We start from the raw sequence: 16,387 nt of genomic DNA on the forward strand, positions 1-16,387 counted from the left end.
CAGTCGCGGTATCCGGCCGACCCGCCGACCCGCGGACTGTCGGGCCGGCGACGCCGTCCGCCGGCGCCGCCCTCCCACAATCCCCATCTGCCGCCGCTGTCGGAGTCTGTCACCCGTGCGCTCCCGGCATCCGAACCCGACCGCGATCGCAATGAGTGGGTGCCGCCGGAGAAGGTCACCGTGGTGCGCGTGGCGGCCCAGCGGTCGAAGTACTTCGCCGGGCGCGGGGTGCGGATGATCCGGCAGGCCGCCACCGCCGACGGCGCCGATCGTTCCGGGCTGACCGCGCTGACCATGCCGGTGGTGGTCAACAACGCGGTCGACGCCGCCATGGCCGTCGCCCTGGCCAACACCTTGTTCTTCGCTGCGGCAACCGCCGACTCGAAGGTGAACGTCGGCCTCTATCTGGCGCTCACGATCGCCCCGTTCGCGCTCATCGCCCCGCTGATCGGGCCGCTGCTCGACCGACTGCAGCACGGCCGCCGACTCGCGATGGCCGCCACCTTCGGTATCCGGGCGGTACTCGCCCTGCTGATCATCGTGAACTCGTCGTGGAATTCACAGACCAACCAGCTGGAGTACAAGCCGTGGATCCTCTATCCGTGCGCTCTGGGCCTGATGGTGCTGTCCAAATCGTTCGGCGTCCTCAAGTCGGCGGTCGCCCCGCGCGTCCTGCCGCCCTCGATCGATCTGGTGCGCGTCAATTCACGCCTGACCATGTTCGGCCTGGTCTTCGGCACCATCCTGGCCGGAGGTCTGGCCGCCTTCAGTGAGATGGTGCTGGGCAGCTGGCTGCCGTTCCATCTTCCCGGGGCGATGCTGCTGCTGTGCGCGCTGGCCATCGCCGGCGCCTACTACTGCATGAAGATCCCGGCGTGGGTCGAGGTCACCGAGGGCGAGATCCCCACCACCCTGACCTACCGCAGCGATCGCCACGACGGCGGCGCACCGTCGGGCCGAGGCGCCCGCGGACTCTCGGCGCGGCTGACCGAGACCATCCGCCAGCCGCTGGGCCGGTCGGTGGTGACCAGCCTGTGGGGGAACGGCACGATCCGGATCCTGACCGGATTCCTGACCCTGTACATCGCCTTCTACGCCAAGGCGCAGTCCGACAGCGACGGCCTGCAGCAGCTGATGATGCTCGGCGCGGTCGGCGCGGCCGCCGGTGCCGGCAACGCGATGGGCAACGGTGTCGGCACCCGCCTGGAACTGAAACGACCACCACGAGTGATCGTGCTGTCCACCGCGGCGGCGACGCTCAGCGCGGTCCTGGCGGCGATCATGGGCAATCTGATGATCGTGGTGATCGCGGCCCTCATCGCCTCGGCGGGTAGCGCGATCGCCAAGGTCTGCCTGGACTCGACCATTCAGGACGGACTGCCCGAGGAGTCCCGCGCGTCGGCGTTCGGCCGCTCCGAGACCGTCCTGCAGCTGTGCTGGGTGCTGGGCGCCAGCCTGGGCGTGGCCCTGCCGACGACACTGTGGATCGGCTTCACCGTCGTCTCTGTCTTGATGGGTTTCGGGCTTGCCCAGACCATCATGACCAGTCGCGGCGCCACCCTGATCCCCGGGCTCGGTGGTCGCCGTCCAGCCGATCCGGCACCGACGGCACCGTTCACCGCCGTCGCCCCGACCTCAGGGATGCCGACCACGGGGATGCCGACCGAACAGCACGGCGGCCGTCCGCCCCGATTCGCCCCAGATCCGCGCGCCACAGATCGTCGCGGTCCTGCTCCCCGGCGCAACCACGACCAGCGCTACGACCGATAACCGATCCCCGCAACGAGGTCACACATGTCTTTGCAGCCCGCCGATAAGAAGGCCCTCACCTGGTTGGCCGTCGCCGTCGCGGCGGCGGTCGCGATCGTCGCCGTGGCCACCACCCTGCTGGTGCGCGGTCATACCGCCGAGCCGCCGCGGATCTCGGTGGGCGCCGACCGCCAGCTCGAGCGGATCGCCCCGACCTTCTGGTGCGATCTGGAAATGCAGGACTGCCGGCCGCGGGCGATGAGCAGCGAGGAACTGGCGCAGCTGCCGACACAGAGTTTCCCGGTGCCGATTGGATCGTCGCTGTCGCTGTCGGTGCCCACCGAGATCGCCGAGTCGCCCTGGATGCTGACCGCGCTGTACGCCGGCCCCGACGGCGTACAGGAGGTCACCTGGTTCCACCGCTCGAAGACCACCTACACCCAGCTGCTGCCGTCGACCCCGGACCGGGTGCTGCAGATCGTGATGGTGCGGCCGTTCTCCCGGGTGCTGATCGACGCTCCCGACGGGCCGGAGTCGGGTCAGGGTGACATCCTGTTCCGCGGTCAGTACACGATCGAGACCGCGCCGATCGGATTCTCCGTGCCCAACGCCACCGAACTCCCGGCGATCAACGCCAACGCCGCCGCCCGCTGATCGGCGGGCGGCACGGACACGGCGGGCGGGGCCGGCTCAGCGGTCGAGCTCGCGGGTCACCGCGCGCACGACCTCGGAGATCCGCCGCGCCGTCTTGCGGTCCGGGTACCGGCCGTTGCGCAGATCCGGCTGCACCTTGCCTTCGAGCAGCGTGATCAGATCGGCGATCAGACCGTGCAGTTCGTCGGGCGTGTGCCGCTTGGCCGCAGCCTGCTGATTCTCCCGCACATTGCGCACCACGCTCGGCGCCGCTTCGAGCACCGTCACCCGCAGTGCCTGCGGGCCACGACGACCGGCCGCCATATCGAATTCGACGCGCTGTCCGGGGTTGAGCTCGGTCACGCCCGAGGGCAGCGCAGAGGACCGCACGTAGACGTCTTCACCGTCTTCCTGCGAGAGGAACCCGAACCCCTTCGCGGAGTCGTACCACTTCACCCGTCCGGTCGGCACTGTGCTCACCTTCACACTTCATCGTCACTGCCCAAGGGAAAGCGCCCCGCTCACCTGCGTGAGACCTGAGGCGCACTTCACCTGATGTTACGCGTCGGACTACCGTGGTGGCCATGCAGACCCCCAAGTCGTCGACGCTGCTTCCGGCCGCCGTGATCATGGTGGTGGTCGGCTTCGTGGCCGCCCTGGCACTGTTGATCCCCGCGGTACGCGACTCCAATCAGCTGATCGTCACCGTCACCTATCTGCTGGCGCTGCTCGCGCCGATCGGGCTGCTGCTGGCGATCGTCTCGGCGGTCCTGCTGGGACGGCGGAGCCGATGATCGACGGCAGCACGCCCCTGGACCCGGCAGGCGATGCCCGCGCCCTCAAACGCGCCTACAGCTGTTTCCCTTCCGGCGTCGTCGCCGTGTGCCGATCGACGCCGACCGTCGGCGACGGCTCCGGCGGTGAGCTGATCGGCATGTCGGCCAGCGCCTTCTCCACCGTGTCCCTGGACCCCCCGCTGGTCTCGGTCTCGGTGCGCCGCGAATCGGCGACCTGGCCGTTGCTGCGGGACGCGCAGGCACTGGGGGTGAGCGTCTTCGCCGCCCACCAGGGTCAGGTGTGCCGGCAGCTCGCCGGCCCACCCGCCGAGCGCTTCAGCGGCGTCGAACCACTGGTGCACGACAGCGGAGCGGTGTTCGTCCCGGACGCGGCGGCCCATCTGGTGTGCACCGTCTTCGAGGAGGTCCCGGCCGGCGATCACACGATCGTGCTGCTGCGGATCGACGCGCTGCGCAGCGATCCGGGCGTCGATCCCCTGGTCTTCCACGCCAGCACCTTTCGCGCTCTGGAGGCCCGGCGGACCGCCGACGGATAACGGTGCGTGTTCCAGATCTCAATCTCACTGTGACCTTACTCACATAACGAGACGATAACGAACCGGACACGAGACGACCATCAGTGCCGTGAACTGGAATAACGCCGAAAATCGGCCGATCATCCGGCTTTCGGCCGGAAAAACGGTCTTCGGCAACGAGGTGATTCACCCCAACGGATTACGTAGTGTTCATCCCGGTCGCCCTGAGGCGCCGAAAACAGAACACCGCCCGGCGGACGCGCCCAACCTCGTTCCGCCGCCGGGATCACCGAAACCACTGACTTCAGTTCAGGAACGAGGGCGGGGGACCCACCATCCCACCGGATAACGGCGGAACGTCGAGAGACGTACCGCCTTGGGGTTAAGTCCACAACCGGACAGCAGTCCGGCGCAGGACCGGGCACCTCTCGCTCGAACCCGACAGCTTACTTCGCAGGCGCGTGGAGAGAGGAAAAGACTTCACCATGGCACGTCACGCTCAGCCGACGACCAGCACCTCCAAGACCGCGGCCAAGGTCGCCCTGACCACCGCCGTCATCGGCGGCGGCGCCGCCCTGCTGGGCGCGGGCACCGCTTCGGCTGCCACCGATGCCGAGTGGAACCAGGTCGCTCAGTGCGAGTCGGGCGGTAACTGGCAGATCAACACCGGTAACGGCTACCACGGCGGGCTGCAGTTCAGCCCGAGCACCTGGTCCGGCCACGGCGGCGGTCAGTACGCCCCGTACGCCCACCAGGCCACCAAGGAGCAGCAGATCGTCGTCGCCGAGCGCGTGCTGGCCAGCCAGGGCAAGGGCGCATGGCCCACCTGCGGCACCGTGCTGTCGGGACCGACCGCGCGCACCGCACCGGCCACGCCGTCCACCCCGTCGCTGCCCAAGCTGAAGCAGCAGAAGCAGAACCCGCAGGCCGATCAGGCAGCCACCACCGGCGACGCCATCGCTCAGGTGAAGCAGAACCCGGAGCTGCGCGGTGCTGCCGAGGCGCTGGAGAAGTCCGGCTTCCAGCTCGACAAGGGCCAGCTGGACCTGTTCAACCAGAACAAGGGCCTGCTCGGCCTCTGAGTCGCACCGGGCCGGTCCCAGTAGACCCGGCACCAGGAGACAACCCGAGACCCCTGCACTGTTTCAGTGCAGGGGTCTCGGCGCATCCGGACCCGGAAACGCCGGTTCCCGATCCCACCACATCCGGCTGGCCGCGCTTTCCGGCGCGACAAAACCCCGCGCCGTGCGGCGCGGGGTTAGGTCCAAGCGTGTACCGGGGCGGCGTAGCGCCGTCCGATCAGCGGTTGATGACGGTATTCGGCTGGATGTACATCAGCTCGTCGGCCGGCACCGGGAATGCCGTCTCGTTACCGAACGGCGACAGGGCACCGGCGAGATGCGCGGTGAACTCGGTGACGGCATGCTCCTCGACTGCGACGTCCGGCCAGCCATTGTCCACGTACGTATTCTTCTTAGCCACGGCCTCATTGTGCCATGACGGTCGCCATCCGGCGGCACCGACCCGAAACTCATTGTGCCCCGGCCGGATCGGGCCGCGCCGGTAGACTCGATCGGATGACCACGGACCGTCCCCTGCGCGGCCTGGCCGAGACGCTGGCCGACCGCTCCGACGAGGATCTGGCAGCCCTGCTGACCCGGCGACCCGACCTTGCCTCACCGCCGCCGCGCGGAACCGCCCGCCTGGCCCAGCGTGCACTCTCGGCGGCCTCGATCGCACTGGCCGGGGACAACCTGGATCTGCCCACCGCTGCGGTACTGGAGGCGTTCATCGGGTGCGGCTCGGCCACGGCCCGGCACGACCTGCTCGGTCCGGTGTCTCGCGACCAGGTGATCGCGGCCCTGGGCCGCCGGATCAAGCGGGCCGATCTGGACGCCCGGCTGACCGACCTGGCCGCCCAGGCGCTGATCTGGAACAGCGGCACCGGCACCGCCCGCAAACCCGAATGGGTCGCGAGTATTCAACTGCCGGCGGCCCTGCCCTGGCGCGGCCATCATCTGCTGGGTCCGCTGGCCGGAGCCGATCCGGACCGAATCCGCGAATTGCTCGACGATCTGGACCAACGGCCGCGGGAACTGCTGGCCACCCTGGCCGCCGGTCCGGCGCTGGGCCGCAGCCGCGACGCGGCTCCCGATGCCGATCCCAGCGCGCCGGTCCCCCGGCTGATCGACGCCGGTCTGCTGGCACGGATCGACGAGCAGACCGTCGAACTGGCCCCGATGGCCGGGCAATTGCTGCGCGGAGAACCACCGCTGACCGTCACCACCCTGACGGCGCCGTCGTTGAGCGACGGCCCGGGCCGGTTCGAGGCCGCCGCGATCGACGCCGCCGGCGCCGGTGAGGCGCTGGAGCTGCTGCGGCACGCCGCCGAACTCCTCGACGTCCTCGGGCATGCACCGGCCGCCGTGCTCAAGTCCGGCGGCCTGGGTATCCGGGAACTGCGCCGGCTCGCCAAAGCGACCGGCCTGTCGGTCGGCAGGATCGGGCTGCTGGTCGAGCTGCTGGCCGCCCACCGGCTCCTGGATGCGGGCTTCCCCGAACCCGAACCGGCGCGCTGGTCGGGAGAGGAGGGTTTCGCCCCCACCGTCGCGGTGGACGCGTGGACTCACGCACCGGTGGAACGACGCTGGTACACCCTGGCGCATACCTGGCTGGATCTGCCTCGTCGTCCGTGGCAGATCGGGGACACCGACCGCGACGGCAACACCATCGCGGCCCTGTCCAGCGACCTGTTCGATGCCACCGCCCCGCTGACCCGCCGGCAGATCCTCGCGCCGCTGCTGCAGACCCCGGAGGCGACACCGGTGGACGTCGACGCGCTGGTGACCGCCCTGATCTGGCGGCACCCGCGCCAGTTGCGCCGCTGGACCCGCCGGCACGTCGGCGAGACCCTGCGCGAGGCACAGGAATTGGGCCTGGTGGCCCACGGCGCGGTCACCGCTCCCGGCCGCGCACTCCTCGAAGCCGACCCGGACGACGAGGCCGTGGCGGTGCTGACCGCCATGGACCTGGCGCTGCCGGCACCGGTCGACCATTTTCTGGTGCAGGCCGATATGACGCTGATGGTGCCCGGCCCGATGACCGCCGAACTGGCCGAACAGGTCCAGTCCATCGCCGATCTGGAGTCCGGCGGAGCCGCCTCGGTGTACCGGATCAGCGAGGAGAGTCTGCGCCGGGCTCTCGACAGCGGCCGCACCGGCACCGAGATCATCGCTCTGCTCACCAGCTGCTCCCGGACCCCGGTACCGCAGTCGCTGACCTACCTGGTCGAGGACGTCGCCCGGCGTCACGGCAGCCTGCGGGTCGGGATGGCCGGGGCCTTCGTCCGCTGCGAGGATCCGGCGCTGCTGGCCGCGGTCCTGCGCAGTGCTGCCGCGTCCGAGGTCTCCCTGCGCGGGCTGGCGCCGACCGTGGCGATCTCCCCGGCCCCGGTCCGCGAGGTGGTGCAGGCTCTGCGCGACGGCGGATTCGCACCGGCCGGCGAGGACTCCAGCGGTGCGCTGGTCGATCTGGCCAGCCGCGGATCCCGGGTACCGGCCCGCCCGCCGGCGGTGCGCCCGCCGCAGCGCCGCGCCCGGCTGTCCACCGGTCAAGCGCAGACGGTGGTCACCCGTCTGCGGGCGGCCGATCTGGCCGAAGCGCCCGCCGAGGCGGCGGTGCGGGTGACCGGAGGCGGCGAGAGCACCACGGCCCTGATCCAGTTGGCGTTGCGGACCGGCCGACAGCTGCGGCTGGGCTATGTCGACGCGCACGGCTCGGCCAGCCGGCACGTCGTCACCCCGCGCGCCCTGCAGGCCGGCCAGCTCCTGGGCACCTCCGATGCCGACCCCGAGGCCAGGTTCTCCCTGTACCGGATCACCAGTCTGGAACTTCTCTAGGCACAATGGAGGGGTGACTGACGGACCTCTCATCGTGCAATCGGACAAGACGGTACTGCTGGAGATCGACCACCCGCAGGCCGGTGCCGCCCGGGCGGCGATCGCGCCGTTCGCCGAACTCGAACGTGCCCCCGAGCACGTGCACACCTACCGGGTGACGCCGCTGGCGCTGTGGAACGCCCGCGCCGCCGGCCACGACGCCGAGCAGGTGGTCGATGCCCTCGTCACCTACTCGCGCTATCCGGTGCCGCAACCGCTGCTGGTCGACGTCGTCGACACCATGAGCCGTTTCGGCCGGCTGCAGCTGGCCAAGAATCCCGCACACGGGTTGACCCTGGTCTCGCTGGACCGCGCCGTGCTCGAGGAGGTGATGCGCAATAAGAAGGTGGCACCGATGCTCGGGGCGCGCATCGACGAGGACACCGTGGTGGTGCACCCCTCCGAACGCGGCCGCCTCAAGCAGATGCTTCTCAAGATCGGCTGGCCGGCCGAAGACCTGGCCGGATACGTCGACGGGGAAGCCCACTCCATCACGCTGGAACAGGACGACTGGGAGCTGCGGGACTACCAGCAGCTGGCCACCGACTCGTTCTGGGCGGGCGGCTCGGGCGTCGTCGTACTTCCGTGCGGTGCCGGTAAGACGATGGTGGGTGCGGCCGCGATGGCCAAGGCGCAGGCGACCACGCTGATCCTGGTGACCAACACCGTCGCCGGGCGCCAGTGGAAGCGGGAGCTGATCGCCCGCACCTCGCTGACCGAGGACGAGATCGGCGAATACTCCGGCGAACGTAAGGAGATCCGGCCGGTCACCATCGCGACCTACCAGGTGATGACCCGCAAATCCAAGGGCGAATACCGCAACCTGGACCTGTTCGATTCGCGCGACTGGGGTCTGATCATCTACGACGAGGTGCATCTGCTGCCCGCGCCGGTGTTCCGGATGACCGCCGATCTGCAGTCGCGTCGCCGCCTGGGCCTGACCGCGACCCTGGTGCGCGAGGACGGCCGGGAAGGCGATGTGTTCAGCCTCATCGGGCCTAAGCGGTACGACGCACCCTGGAAGGACATCGAGGCCCAGGGCTGGATCGCCCCGGCCGAGTGCATCGAGGTCCGGGTCACCATGTCCGACGACGAGCGACTGCAGTATGCCGTCGCCGAAGCCGACACCAAGTACAAGCTCTGCTCCACCGCCCACTCCAAACTGCGGGTGGTGCGCAACATCCTCGAGCAGCACCGCGGCCAGCCGACGCTGGTCATCGGGGCCTACATCGATCAGCTCGAGGAACTGGGCCGCGAACTGGATGCCCCGGTGATCCAGGGTTCCACGCGCAACGCCGAACGCGAGAAGCTGTTCGACGCCTTCCGGCGCGGGGAGATCTCCACCCTGGTGGTCTCCAAGGTCGCCAACTTCTCCATCGATCTGCCCGAAGCCGCGGTGGCGGTGCAGGTCTCGGGCACCTTCGGCTCCCGTCAGGAAGAGGCCCAGCGACTGGGCCGGCTGCTGCGCCCGAAGGCCGACGGCGGGCAGGCGCACTTCTATTCGGTGGTCTCCCGCGACAGCCTGGACGCCGACTACGCCGCCCACCGGCAGCGCTTCCTCGCCGAGCAGGGGTATGCCTACCGGATCGTCGACGCCGGCGATCTACCGACGGCCTGAGCCGTGGCGCTGGTCCCGCGGCTACAGCCGTTCGCTTCGACGATCTTCGCCGAGATGTCGGCGCTGGCCACGGCCCACGAGGCGATCAACCTCGGACAGGGCTTCCCGGACACCGACGGTCCGGCGGCGATGCTGGCCGCCGCGCAGCAGGCCATCGCCGACGGGCACAACCAGTATCCGCCCGGAATGGGCATTCCCGGGCTGCGCCGGGCGATCAGCGAACAGCAGCAGCGCGACTACGGTCTGGTCTACGACCCCGATGACCAGGTACTGGTGACCGTGGGGGCCACCGAGGCGATCGCCGGGGCGGTGCTGGGTCTGGTGGAACCGGGCCGCGAGGTGATCCTGATCGAGCCGTACTACGACTCCTACGCCGCCACGGTCGCGCTGGCCGGCGGGGTGCGCCGGACCGTCCCGCTGATTCCCGACGGCGACGGTTTCCGCCTGGATCTGGACGCACTGCGGGCGGCGTTCGGGCCCGATACCGCGGCGATCCTGGTGAACACCCCGCACAATCCCACCGGCACCGCGCTGACCGACGACGAGCTCGCCGAGATCGCCCGGTTGTGCGTTCAGCACGATGTCGTGGCCATCGCCGACGAGGTCTACGAGCACCTGCTGTTCGGCGGCCGGGTGCACCGCCCACTCGCCGCATTCGACGGGATGGCCGAACGCACCCTGCGGATCTCCAGCGCCGCCAAGACCTTCAACGTCACCGGGTGGAAGGTCGGCTGGGTCAGCGGGCCGGCCGAGCTGGTGGCCGCGGCCCGGGGCGCCAAGCAGTATCTGACCTATGTCGGCTCCGGACCGTTCCAGCCCGCCGTCGCCCTGGCGCTGCGGACCGAGTCGGCGTGGGTCGCCGAGATGGCCCGCGCCCTCGAACACAAGCAGCGCACCTTGTCCGCGGCGCTGCGCGATGCCGGGTTCGGCGTGCACCACACCGACGGGACCTACTTTCTGCTGGCTGATCCAGGCCCCCTGGGGTACTCCGACGGGGCGGCCTTCTGCCGCGAACTGCCCGCCCGGATCGGCGTCGCCGCCGTCCCGGTCAGCGCCTTCGTCGACGATCCGGTCGCCGGCCCCTGGCGGCATCTGGTGCGCTTCGCCTTCAGCAAGCGCGACGAGGTGCTCACCGAGGCGACCCGGCGACTACAGAGGCTCGCACACTAGTTCGATCCGGCGTACGCTGACCGCATGACCCTCGCCGGCATCCAGCATTCCCTGTTCGAGACCGACGTCGATGCAGGTCCCACCGTGCACCCCCTCGCCGGGGCGGTGCGCCGCCGCCACCTCAGCGACGGCGCCTGGGTGGATCTGCGGCCCGGCTGGCTGACCGGGACCACCGGTCTGTTCGGAGAGTTGACCGATCAGGTGCCCTGGCGAGCCGAGCGGCGGCGGATGTACGACGCCACGCTGCCGGTTCCACGCCTGACCGCCCACTACCCCGCCGGTGCACAGCTGCCGCTGCCCCTGCTGCGTACGCTGCGCGATCGGCTGAGCGACCACTACCGCGCCGAGCTGCCCGAGGGCTTCGTCAGCGCCGGACTGTGCCTGTACCGGGACGGCCGCGATTCGGTCGCCTGGCACGGCGACCGCATCGGCCGCGGCGCCGATCACGACACCTTGGTGGCGATCATTTCACTGGGTTCACCGCGGGTGCTGGCGTTGCGTCCGCGCGACGGCGGCCGGTCTCTGCGCTTCACCCTGGGCAGCGGCGACCTGCTGGTCATGGGCGGCAGTTGTCAGCGGACCTGGGACCACGCGGTGCCCAAGAGCCCGGGTGCCGGGCCCCGGTTGTCGATCCAGTTCCGTCCGCCCGGGGTCCGCTGACCGCGGCGCCCGGGGTGAACGGTCTCAGCCGACGGTCACCTGCACGCCGGTGAGTTCCTCTGCCTTGTCCCAGAGCCGGCGGCGCAGGTCCGGATCGTCGGCGGCGCGACGGTAGCTCGCCGGTGCGGGCGCACCGCGCATCTCACCGAAGCTTCGCGGTCCGTAGTATTCGCCGTTGGCCGCATGCGGGGAGGTCGCCGCGAACAGCGCCGGGAGCGCTCCGTCGGCCGCGGACTGGGCGATCGGCGTCAGATTCCCCAGCTTCATCACCCATTCGAAGGGCGTCTCGGTGTGGCCCTGCAATTCGGTCGCCGCATAGCCCGGATGCGCGGCCAGCGACGCTTTGGCCGAACCCGCCTTCGCCAGGCGATCGGCGAGATCGAGCGCGAAGACCAGATCGGCGAGTTTGGAGTCGCTGTAGGCGACCCACCGGCTGTACTTGCGCTGCTGCCAGTTCAGATCGTCCACATCCAGGCGCGCACGCTTGTGCATCAGCGACGACAACGTCACGATCCGGTCGTCGATCCGGTCCAGCACCAGCCCGGTCAGCGCGAAGTGCCCCAGGAAGTTGGTCCCGATCTGCATCTCGAAGCCGTCGGCGGTCCGCGCCTGCGGGATCGCCATCACTCCGGCGTTGTTGATCAGCACATCCGCACCGTCGAAGCCGTCGGCGAAGGCGCGCACCGAGGCCAGATCCGCCAGATCCAGTTCGGCGACGCGGGCATGCGGACCGATCCAGTCGGCGACGCGCTGCGCTTTGGCCACATTGCGGCAGGCCAGGGTCACCTGGGCGCCGGCCGCCCCCAGGGCGATCGCCATCTGTTCCCCGAGCCCGCTGTTGGCACCGGTGATGACCACCCGGCGCCCCTGTTGACTCGGCATATCCGAAAGTCCCCAGCCGCCCATATCCGCCTCCTACCGCAGCCGCCAGGCCGGCAGCTTCATCAGTTCACCGAGCACGCTACCCAATGTCGGCGGCGCCGGACGACGCGCCAGGGCCGCCGGGACGTACACCTGCGTCTCCTCGGGCCGGCCGCGCAGACGCACCCGTTCCACCGACTGCCACTGCTGCGCTTCGTCGGCCGGAGCTGCGGCCAGGGCGCTGCCGCTGGCATAAATGGGCGCCACCCCTTCTTTGGCACGGTCGGACAGCCGCGCCGCCTCGTTTACCGAATCGCCGATCACGGTGTACTCGTACCGGTTGGCGGCGCCGATGTTGCCGGCAAAGACCCGCCCGTAACTGACCCCCATACCCCATTCCAGCGGCACCGCCTCGCCGAGCGCTTCACCGAGTTCGCGTGCGGCCCGCAGTGCGGTACCGGCGGGATCGGCCAACGGCTGGGGCGCACCGAAGATGATCAGGGAGGCGTCGCCCTCGAACTTGTTGATCAGGCCTTCGTGCTCTTGGACCACCTTGGCCACCACCGAGAAGAAGACGTTGAGCACCATCGCCGTTTCTCGCGGATCCCGCTGTGCGGCGAACGACGTCGACCCGGTCAGGTCGACGAAGATGACGGCCACCTCGGTATTGGTTCCGCTCATCTCGTCCATCCCGGCGATCGCCAGCTCGGCGACGCGATGGCCGACGTGTTTGGCGAACAGCGAGCGGATCCGCTCGCGCTCGGTGAGGCCGTCGAGCATGTCGTTGAGCCCGTTCTGCAGCACGCCCAGTTCCGAGGAGTCGTAGACCGCCACCCGTCTGCTCAAGTCACCGTCGGCGGCCGATTCGATCACCTCGCGCATTTCGGTGAGGGGATCGGCGATGGCCCGGCCCACCAGTCTCACCACCGCCAGGCTCGAACCCAGCGCCACCAGCGCCAGGACCACGGCGGCCCAGTCCACCGGCCCCGAGGCCGAGGGCAGCCAGTCCAGGCGGCGACCGAAGTTGATCGCGATCAGCCCGACCATAGGGACCGCCGAGGAGACGATCCAGACCACGATCATGCGTTCGCGGACGCCGTGGACCACCCGCGGCTCCGAGGTGCCCCGCATGGCCAGCACCGCCAGCGGACGCGCGGCCGCCTCGGCGATCAGATAGGTCAGGCTGCACGAGGTCACCGCCGAGAGCGCGAAGGCCCCGCCGACGATCACCAGGAACCGGCCGTCGCCGCCGGCGAGCAGTGCGTACACGGCGAAACCGAACAGCCAGCCCAGCAGGTCGGCGGACACCTGACGCACCGGGATCTGACCGACACTGCGGCGACGGGCGGCATCGGCCGGCGCCCCGGAGAGGAACCAGCGGAAGTCCGGCCGCAGCAACGCGACCGCAGCGGCCATACTCACAGCGATGCTGACCAGGACCGCGACCAGCATGTCGCCGAAGGCGGGATGACTCACTGCAGTGTGCAGGGTCAGGCGACCACCGGTGTAGGACAGCAGCACCAGAACAAAGATCTCGGCACCGATGAGCAGATTCGAGCCGAGGCCGGTGCCCAGTCCCCCGATCGCCACCCGGCGCAGCACCCGCCGGCGCAGCGGTGCGTCGACAGCCAGTCGCTCGCTGACCGACAGCTCACCGTGATCGTCTAGGACCGCGCCGACCCACGGCCGCATGGTCAGCGCATCCAGCCGGTCGGCGATCGCGTGCAGGAGCGCGCGCGTTCGTTGCAGATGCACGACGGCCTCCCCTGTCTGGATACTGCGTAGAGCGTACCCAGCGGGGGGCCGGCGAGGAGTGCGGTGCGAACCGATCAGGAGGCGCTGTGCACGGCCTCGATGTCGATGGTCAGGGTGATCTTGTCGCCGACCACGGTGCCGCCGGTCTCCAGCGGCATCTCCAGGTCGACGCCGAAGTCCTTGCGGTTGATCACGGTGCGCGCCTCGAAGCCGGCGACCTGACCGTGGCCCATGCCCGGGTTCACGCCGTTGAACTCCATGGTCATCTGGATCGGCCGGGTGATCCCCTTGAGGGTGAAGTCACCGTGCAGGATGTAGTCGTCGCCGTCCGGCTCGACCGAGGTCGACACGAAGGTCGCCTTCGGGAACTTCTCGGCGTCGAAGAAGTCGGCGGAGCGGATATGGGCGTCACGCTGGTCGTTCTTGGTGTTGATCGAAGCCACGCCGATCTCGGCGGACACCGACACCGACCCGTCCTCGGCCACCACGATGGCGCCGCTGACATCGGTGAACTCACCGCGGACCTTCGAGACCATCAGGTGGCGCACCGAGAAGCCGACCTGCGAGTGGACGGGGTCGATGTTCCAGGTGCCGGCGGTGAGCAGAGGCAGTGCGGAGAAGGACATGTGAGCTCCTTTGGTTGCTGATCCAATGATGATGTTTCTGGCGGGATCGGCTGATCCCCGCTCACCCAAGATAACCGGACCGCGGTCCGATTATTTCCCGCCCGGGCGGATATGAGATGCAGTTCACAGTCCGGCCCACCGGCGCTGCGCCCGAACGACTGCGGCCCGCAGCGGATGCCGGAACATCCGCTGCGGGCCGGAACGTGCATGCCCGAGGTCACTCCCGCTCGCGCACACCCTCGTCGTCGCTCGGCTCCGCGCTGCCGGGCCGGTCGTCGCTGCCGGGCCGGTCGTCGCTGGCGGGCCCGCTCTCCCGCTCGCCGTGCAGCCAGGCGTGTGTCTGATCATCCGGGTGCAGCTTGTCGGCGCCCAGAGCGTTGTTGGCGTACTCGATCTTCGCCCCGGAAACGGTCTCGCTGGCGTAGGCGACCACCAGCGCCGAGGCGGCCTCGGTCTCCTGGCTCAGCACCGGCGCCGGCGGCTCCGGCACAGCGGGCGCGGCCTTGGCGGCCGGCTCGGGCTCGGGCTCGGGTTCGGGCTCGCGATCCGGGGTCGGCGTGGCCCCTGCATCGCGGGCGGAAGCTGCGCCACCCGGGGGCAACGCGCGAATCGAGGCATCCGGTTCCGGTCCGGGTTCGACGACGCCGGCGCCAGCGGCACCCGCCCGCCCCCGGCCCAGCCGGATCAGCAGCCAGGCCAGCAGCAGCACAGCCAGCGCGATGAGCCCCCACAGCCACCACTGCTTCCACCACGACGTCGCCTCGACCTGCGAGCCGGTCGAGGCGACCGCGGCGCCGTTACGGGCGGCGGCCGCAGCGGTCATCTCGCGCAGACTGACACCCGGGATATCGGCCGGTACGGTCTCCACCACGCCGGTGACCGGCGACCAGGAGATACCGGATCCGTCCGGACCGGCGAACGTCGACGAATCGAGCCGGCCGTTGTTCACCGTGTCCGAGACCGGGAACCCGAACGGGCCGTCGACCCCTCCGGTCGACCGCCACGCCCGCAGCACACCATCTGTCAGCAGGGTCGACGAGGTCTGCGGACTCCAGTAGATCGCCGCCCCACCGGACCGGCCGAATTCACTGAAGCGACCCTCGCCGGCCACTTGCTCGTCGCCGGTGGGGAATCCGATCGCCTCCGGACCGCCGATCAGCCGGTACTTGGCCGCGATCGCCCCGAGAACCGCATGGGCCCCGGTGGCCGCAGACCAGTAGACCGTGCCGCCGGTGTACCGCGCCGACGCGGATCCGTCGTCACCGATCGCGGTGATCTCGCCGACCGGAGCACCCAGCAGTTCGCGGTGATCACCGGTGTCGACGTACGCCTCGATCTGTTGCGTCGCCGTCGTCAGATCAGCATGGGCCTTCGGCGTGGCCACCAGGGGGCTCAGCAGCAGCCCCAGCACCCCGAGCACGGTGAATACCGGGCGGACCCGCCGCCCTTTGACCGTCCTCATCGTCAGCGACGGCCCCGGGGACCGCGATCCTGCGGATCGTCGTCGTCGGTCACCGCGTACTTCGGGTCGATGACCCGGCCGGGCACGTCCAGCGCAGGCGAACCCTGACCGGCGATGTTCCCCTCGGGATGCTGCCCGGTGCGCGCCTCGATCCATGAGGTGTCGGCGGTTTCACCGCGATCGAGGAAGTGCGCGCGCACGTCCTCGCCCGTCAGGCCCTCGTGGGTCACCGTTCGAGTCTCCTCGGACTCCTCGATCACCCGCTCGACTTCCTTCTCCACCACCTTGCGAACGAAGACGGGCTTTTCGACCACCACTTCGACGACCCGCTCGACCGGCTTCTCGATGACCTTCTCAACCTCGACGTAGACGGGCTTTTCGACGACCTTCTCGACCTCGACGGTGACCGGCTTCTCCACCACCCGCTCGACGACCTGCTTGATCTCCTTCTCGACCAGCTTCTCGATCAGCACCGGCACCTCGACGACCTTCTCGAATTCGCGCTTGACCGGCTTCTCGACCAGGTTCTCGGTCACCTCCGGGCGCTCGACGATCTTGTCGACCACGTGCTGCACGGGCTTGTCGATCACCTTCTCGATCACG

15 protein-coding genes, 1 pseudogene and 1 riboswitch are annotated in these 16,387 nt (G+C 69.6%); of the genes and pseudogenes, 9 read left to right on the forward strand and 7 right to left on the reverse strand.

All coding sequences use genetic code 11. The features are described from left to right. Nucleotides 1–1,770, forward strand: a 1,770-nt coding sequence (locus tag GOHSU_RS14765; protein WP_005943449.1) for an MFS transporter, incomplete at its 5' end; no start/stop codon positions are given. A gap of 24 nt (nt 1,771–1,794) precedes the next feature. Continuing rightward, on the forward strand, nt 1,795–2,403 hold the full coding sequence (locus GOHSU_RS14770; protein WP_005943450.1) for a DUF2771 family protein: 609 nt from the start codon (nt 1,795–1,797) through the stop codon (nt 2,401–2,403). Between the two features lie 36 nt (nt 2,404–2,439). On the opposite strand, the gene GOHSU_RS14775 is transcribed toward GOHSU_RS14770, so the two are convergent. Continuing rightward, nucleotides 2,440–2,853 (reverse strand): cold-shock protein, encoded by a 414-nt coding sequence (locus tag GOHSU_RS14775; RefSeq protein WP_005943451.1) that lies wholly within the window; start codon nt 2,851–2,853, stop codon nt 2,440–2,442. A 113-nt stretch (nt 2,854–2,966) separates the two neighbouring features. Here GOHSU_RS14775 and GOHSU_RS14780 point away from each other — a divergent pair, with 113 nt between their 5' ends. The 3 genes from GOHSU_RS14780 to GOHSU_RS14790 all read left to right on the forward strand — a co-directional run bounded on the left by GOHSU_RS14780 (nt 2,967) and on the right by GOHSU_RS14790 (nt 4,776). Beyond that, entirely contained in the window at nt 2,967–3,176 is a 210-nt protein-coding gene (locus tag GOHSU_RS14780) for a hypothetical protein (RefSeq protein ID WP_024332989.1), read from the forward strand. Next, on the forward strand, nt 3,173–3,715 hold the full coding sequence (locus GOHSU_RS14785; RefSeq protein WP_005943453.1) for a flavin reductase family protein: 543 nt from the start codon (nt 3,173–3,175) through the stop codon (nt 3,713–3,715). Before GOHSU_RS14780 ends, GOHSU_RS14785 begins: the two co-directional genes overlap by 4 nt. A gap of 265 nt (nt 3,716–3,980) precedes the next feature. Beyond that, a riboswitch (cyclic di-AMP (ydaO/yuaA leader) is annotated at nt 3,981–4,170 on the forward strand. Between the two features lie 9 nt (nt 4,171–4,179). Then, nucleotides 4,180–4,776 carry a transglycosylase family protein gene (locus tag GOHSU_RS14790; RefSeq protein ID WP_005943454.1) on the forward strand — a complete coding sequence of 199 codons (597 nt, stop codon included), beginning with the start codon at nt 4,180–4,182 and terminating at the stop codon, nt 4,774–4,776. Between the two features lie 217 nt (nt 4,777–4,993). Here GOHSU_RS14790 and GOHSU_RS14795 read toward each other — a convergent pair whose 3' ends face one another. Beyond that, a complete protein-coding gene (locus GOHSU_RS14795) occupies nt 4,994–5,176 on the reverse strand; it encodes a hypothetical protein (protein WP_005943455.1) in 183 nt (60 codons plus the stop codon). 95 nt (nt 5,177–5,271) lie between these two features. Here GOHSU_RS14795 and GOHSU_RS14800 point away from each other — a divergent pair, with 95 nt between their 5' ends. The 4 genes from GOHSU_RS14800 to GOHSU_RS14815 are packed head-to-tail and all read left to right on the forward strand — an operon-like array spanning nt 5,272 to nt 11,080. Further along, nucleotides 5,272–7,593, forward strand: a complete 2,322-nt coding sequence (locus tag GOHSU_RS14800; RefSeq protein WP_005943456.1) for a helicase-associated domain-containing protein — start codon at nt 5,272–5,274, stop codon at nt 7,591–7,593. A gap of 13 nt (nt 7,594–7,606) precedes the next feature. Beyond that, a complete protein-coding gene (locus GOHSU_RS14805; RefSeq protein ID WP_005943458.1) occupies nt 7,607–9,250 on the forward strand; it encodes a DNA repair helicase XPB in 1,644 nt (547 codons plus the stop codon). A 3-nt stretch (nt 9,251–9,253) separates the two neighbouring features. Then, nucleotides 9,254–10,420, forward strand: a complete 1,167-nt coding sequence (locus GOHSU_RS14810) for a pyridoxal phosphate-dependent aminotransferase (protein ID WP_005943461.1) — start codon at nt 9,254–9,256, stop codon at nt 10,418–10,420. A gap of 24 nt (nt 10,421–10,444) precedes the next feature. Beyond that, nucleotides 10,445–11,080, forward strand: a complete 636-nt coding sequence (locus GOHSU_RS14815; RefSeq protein ID WP_005943463.1) for an alpha-ketoglutarate-dependent dioxygenase AlkB — start codon at nt 10,445–10,447, stop codon at nt 11,078–11,080. Nucleotides 11,081–11,104: 24 nt separating this feature from the next. On the opposite strand, the gene GOHSU_RS14820 is transcribed toward GOHSU_RS14815, so the two are convergent. The 5 genes and pseudogenes from GOHSU_RS14820 to GOHSU_RS17080 all read right to left on the reverse strand — a co-directional run. Further along, nucleotides 11,105–11,986, reverse strand: a complete 882-nt coding sequence (locus GOHSU_RS14820) for an oxidoreductase (protein ID WP_005943465.1) — start codon at nt 11,984–11,986, stop codon at nt 11,105–11,107. Between the two features lie 9 nt (nt 11,987–11,995). After that, a complete protein-coding gene (locus GOHSU_RS14825; protein WP_005943467.1) occupies nt 11,996–13,696 on the reverse strand; it encodes an adenylate/guanylate cyclase domain-containing protein in 1,701 nt (566 codons plus the stop codon). Between the two features lie 74 nt (nt 13,697–13,770). Further along, nucleotides 13,771–14,322 (reverse strand): YceI family protein, encoded by a 552-nt coding sequence (locus GOHSU_RS14830; protein ID WP_005943469.1) that lies wholly within the window; start codon nt 14,320–14,322, stop codon nt 13,771–13,773. A 217-nt stretch (nt 14,323–14,539) separates the two neighbouring features. Further along, on the reverse strand, nt 14,540–15,784 hold the full coding sequence (locus GOHSU_RS14835; protein WP_005943472.1) for an LGFP repeat-containing protein: 1,245 nt from the start codon (nt 15,782–15,784) through the stop codon (nt 14,540–14,542). A 2-nt stretch (nt 15,785–15,786) separates the two neighbouring features. Continuing rightward, nucleotides 15,787–16,387 (reverse strand): annotated as a pseudogene (locus tag GOHSU_RS17080) (hypothetical protein); the annotation flags it as partial.

The organism is Gordonia hirsuta DSM 44140 = NBRC 16056, assembly GCF_000333015.1.
Classification (GTDB): Bacteria; Actinomycetota; Actinomycetes; order Mycobacteriales; family Mycobacteriaceae; genus Gordonia; species Gordonia hirsuta.